At 64.5% G+C, this 4,425-nt stretch carries 4 protein-coding genes; 2 read left to right on the plus strand and 2 right to left on the minus strand.

The genetic code is table 11. The features are described from left to right. Positions 1-439 (minus strand): flagellar biosynthetic protein FliR (locus EN939_RS22535; RefSeq protein WP_206528319.1); only part of this gene is annotated, 439 nt, incomplete at its 3' end. Continuing rightward, entirely contained in the window at positions 436-2,523 is a 2,088-nt protein-coding gene (flhA, locus tag EN939_RS22540) for a flagellar biosynthesis protein FlhA (RefSeq protein WP_127269778.1), read from the minus strand. The genes EN939_RS22535 and flhA, both read right to left, overlap by 4 nt. Positions 2,524-2,669: 146 nt before the next feature. Here flhA and EN939_RS22545 point away from each other — a divergent pair, with 146 nt between their 5' ends. Together EN939_RS22545 and EN939_RS22550 are read left to right on the plus strand one after the other, a co-directional pair. Beyond that, a complete protein-coding gene (locus EN939_RS22545; protein ID WP_127269780.1) occupies positions 2,670-2,969 on the plus strand; it encodes a putative quinol monooxygenase in 300 nt (99 codons plus the stop codon). 134 nt (positions 2,970-3,103) lie between these two features. Continuing rightward, positions 3,104-4,425 (plus strand): chloride channel protein (locus EN939_RS22550; protein ID WP_164751147.1); only part of this gene is annotated, 1,322 nt, incomplete at its 3' end.

The following is a 4,425-nucleotide window of genomic DNA, read 5'->3' on the forward strand; positions in this document are numbered from 1 at the left end:
GTATTATCTCGTGGTCGAAATCGAAGACGAACAGCATCAACAGCGCCGAGAACGAGATAATTGCGGCAAGGGCTGCCTGGGGTTCGGGCTCCTCGATCGCCGGTCCGCCGGTGCCGCCATAACCGACCAGCATGGCGATGGCCGAGCCCATGAAGCGCAGGGCTTCCATGTAGAGCCTGGTCATGGCGCCGATCAGGCCGCCGACCAGAAGTTCCGAGATGATCATCGGCACAAGGATCTGCGGGCGCGGGTCGACGAAAGGAAAGATCTTGTCCCACAGAAAGGCGAGCAGGCCGCCGGTGGCGGCGACCGCCACGAACAACCTGACCTGGACCGGGACGCGGGCGCTGGAGAGGCCCGGCATCAGCATGAAACAGGCGCCGATGCGGCAGAAGGCGAGGAACGCCGCGATGACGACGCCTTGCGACAGCACGCTCACGATATGGTTCCGAGCACCTTGATCTCGACGCCCTTGGCGATTTCGACATGGCTGAGCACCGGCAGCGTGGTGAACAGGCGCTCGATGATCATGCGCACATAGGGGCGGGCGTCGGGCGCGGTGACGAGGACGAAACGCTCGCCGGCTTCCAGATATTTCTTGATCGCCTTGGTGGCGTCCTGGCCGAACTCCTCGAGCTGACGCGGGTCGATGTCGAATTCGCGCACCTCGCCCTTGGCGTCGCGCTTGAGGCTCTGGTGGAAGGCGAGATCCCAGCGGTTGCCGAGGCGCAGCACTTTCAGCACGCCGCCCTCGGACAGGTCGCCGCATATCTGCTGGGCCATGCGGATGCGGACATGCTCGACGATCTGCTCGGTGCGGCGCACATGCGGCGCGATCTCGGCGATCGCCTCGATGATCAGGTGCAGATTGCGGATCGAGACGCGCTCGGCGAGCAGCAGCTTCAACACCGCCTGCAGGCCGGGATAGGAGATGTGCGTGGTGCAGATCTCGTCGGCGAGCTTGCGGTATTCCTGGTCCTGGCGTTCGAGCAGCGCCTTCATGTCCTTGTAGGACAGAAGCTGCGGCAGGTTGTTGCGGATGACCTCGGAGAGATGGGTGAGCAGCACCGACATGTTGTCGGCGAAGGTGTAGTTCTCGCGCTTCAAATCCTCGGCGAAGGCTTCGACCACGGAATAGGCGCGCATGCCGAAGGCCGGCTCGCGGATTTCCTCGCCCGGTATCTCGGGTATGTCGCGGTTGCCGAGCAGCACCATGATCTCGCCGACGCGCATCTGGTACTCGGCCACCACGGTGCCGTGCACCTTGATCTGGTAGCTCTTCGGCGGGATGGCGAAATCGTCGGCGACGCGCACTTCCGGCACGACGAAGCCGTACTGGGTGGCGAATTTCTTGCGCATCTTGCCCATGCGGAAAACCAGTTCCTGATGCGACGTCAGCAGCCTTGTCGACAGCTGCTTGCCGATCAAAAGCTCGATCTCGGCGGTGGCGAGCGAAGCCTTGACCGAGTTCTTCTCCTCTTCGACCTTGGTCGCCTTTTCCTGATCCTTGATCGCCTCGGCTTCGGCGACGGCGCGGTTGGCGCGCATCGGGATGACGTAGCCGAGACCGGCCATGCCGGCGGCGAGCGCAAAGAACGGGAACAGCGGCAGGCCGGGCATCAGGCCGAGCAGCACCAGCAGCGATGCCGCGACATAGAGGGCGCGCGGGTGGGCACCGAGCTGGCCGAACACCGCCTGGTTGGTCGAGCCGCGGGTGCCGCCCTTGGAGACGAGCAGGCCGGCGGCGAGCGACACGATCAGTGCCGGGATCTGGGTGACGAGGCCGTCGCCGACCGACAGCTTGATGAACACGTCGGCGGCTTCGCCCATGCCCATACCGTGCCTGATGTAGCCGATGGCGATGCCGCCGACGATGTTGATGGCGGTGATGATGAGGCCGGCGATGGCGTCGCCGCGCACGAACTTCGAGGCGCCGTCCATCGAGCCGAAGAAAGAAGATTCTTCTTCCAGCTCGCGGCGGCGCAGCTGCGCGGTCTTGTCGTCGATCATACCGGCCGACAGGTCGGCGTCGATCGACATCTGCTTGCCTGGGATGGCGTCGAGGGTGAAGCGCGCGCCGACTTCGGCGATACGGGTGGCGCCCTTGGTGATGACGATGAAGTTCACCACGATCAGGATCATGAAGACAATCAGGCCGATGACGAAGTCGCTGGCCATCACCAGCTTGGAGAAGCCGGCGATGACATAGCCGGCGGCATGCGTGCCCTCATTGCCGTGCGACAGGATCATGCGCGTGGTGGCGATGTTGAGCGACAGCCTGAGCATGGTGGCGATGAGCAGCACGGTCGGGAAGGACGAGAAATCGAGCGGCCGCTGGATCCACAGCGCCACCATCAGGATCAGCACCGAAAGCGCGATCGAGAAGGCGAGGCCGACGTCGATGAGAAAGGCCGGAATCGGCAGAAACAGCACGGCCAGGATGATGACGATGCCGATGGCGAAGAAGACGTCGCGGCCGTTCTTGGCCACCGCGCCGGGCTGAATGCTTTCGCTGATCGCCATATCGTCCTCAAACCCCATAGACTGCCGAGCGCGCGACAGCCCTGTAAAGGTAGCCCGCCAAGCTTGCGCGAGGGTGGGAGACTGGCTAGTTCGAACGACCATGCGCAGGTCGCCGTGTCGGCCGGCCTCGCTAGGAAGGGAAACCCATGCTTCTGATCATCGGCACCATCCGCCTGCCGCCAAACAAATTGGAGGAAGCTAAGCCCGCTATGGAACGCATGGTTTCCGGCAGCCGCGCCGAGCCCGGCTGTCTCGAATATTCCTATGCGCAGGATGTTTTCGATGCCGGGCTCATCCGGGTCACGGAAGTCTGGAGTGACAGGGCAGCGCTCGACGCGCATTTCGCCTCGCCGCACATTGCGGACTGGCGTGCGAGCTGGCCGGCGCTAGGCATAGGCGAGCGCAACCTCGTGCTCTATGAAGCCGGCGAGCCCATGCCGACCTGAACGGTCCGTCAGCCGATCGATATCGCGCCAGCTGTCGCCAATATGGTGTCTGCCGGCATAGTGGTTGCCATGCCGTGCCGCCGGGCGTATCAGGCTGGCTTTCCACTGCCTTTCGATATCGGCGAGCCGCCCCGGTGCTTTCCAGAAACCACAGCGAAGTCTACGCCCGCCGGCTGCGCGCGGTGCTGATCAGGTCGTTGCCTCTGCTCGAGGCACGCGGCATCGTGGTGGTCGTTCTCGCCGGTGTCGTAGGCGTGATGGCGGGCATATTGGTCACGGCGATGAGCCAGATCGTGCAGGACCTGCACGGGCTGCTGTTCGGCGTTCAGCCAGGCGGCCGGCTTTCCGGCATGTTCTCGCTCGCCAATCCGATGCAGGCGCTGATACCGGCGATCGGCGGCATGCTGCTGGGGCTGACGGTGGTCTGGCTCAGGATACGGAAATTCCGCACGCCGATCGACCCGATCGAAGCCAATGCGCTCTATGGCGGGCGCATGTCGCTGACCGACACCTTCATCATCGCCGGCCAGACGATGATCTCCAGCGGTTTTGGCGCCTCGGTCGGGCTGGAAGCCGGCTATACGCAGGTTGGCTCCGGGCTGGCATCGCGGCTGGCGGGCATCTTCAGGCTGCGCCGCAACGATGTCCGCATCCTGGTCGGCTGTGGTGCGGCCGGCGCCATCGCCGCCGCCTTCGATGCACCGCTGACCGGCGCCTTCTACGGCTTCGAACTGGTCATCGGCATCTACTCGGTTGCCAATGTCGCGCCAGTCTTGACAGCCGCGATCTGCGCCTCGCTGACGGCAGAGATGTTCGGCGGCGTGCCGTTTCCGCTCGAGCTTTCGGGTCTGCCGGCGCTCACCGCCAGCCAGTATGTGCCGTTCCTGCTGCTCGGCCTGCTCGGCGGTGCCGCCTCGATCGCCATCATGCATCTGGTGACACTGATCGAGCGCGGTTTCGCCAGGCTGTCGATCGATGCGGCGCTGCGCCCCGTCATCGGCGGAGTCATCGTTGGCTTGTTGGGGCTGATCACGCCGCAGGTCCTGTCCAGCGGCCATGGCGCGCTGCATCGCGAATTCTCGATGAATTACGGGCTGGCCGTGGTGGCCAGCGTCTTCGTGCTCAAGCTGGCGGCGTCGGCGGTCTCGCTGGGGTCGGGTTTTCGCGGCGGATTGTTCTTCGCCTCGCTGTTCCTCGGCGCGCTGCTCGGCAAGGCGTTCGCGGATGTGATGATTGTCGTCTCGCCGGCAACCGGCATCGACCCTGCCGTCGCCGCCGTCGTCGGCATGACGTCGCTCGCAGTCGGTGTCGTCGGCGGTCCGCTGACGATGACCTTCCTGGCGCTGGAATCGACCCGCGACCTGACGCTGACCGGCGTTGTGCTGGCCGCCTCGATCATGTCGGCCATCCTGGTGCGCGAAACCTTCGGCTACTCGTTCTCGACATGGCGCTTCCA

Origin of the sequence: Mesorhizobium sp. M7A.F.Ca.CA.002.05.1.1, assembly GCF_003998335.1 — a bacterium.
GTDB lineage: Bacteria > Pseudomonadota > Alphaproteobacteria > Rhizobiales > Rhizobiaceae > Mesorhizobium.

Excerpts from the sequence above, each read along its gene's own strand:
- flhA (WP_127269778.1), bottom strand. The coding sequence starts at position 2,523 with ATGGCGATCAGCGAAAGCATTCAGCCCGGCGCGGTGGCCAAGAACGGC.
- EN939_RS22545 (WP_127269780.1), top strand. The coding sequence starts at position 2,670 with ATGCTTCTGATCATCGGCACCATCCGCCTGCCGCCAAACAAATTGGAG.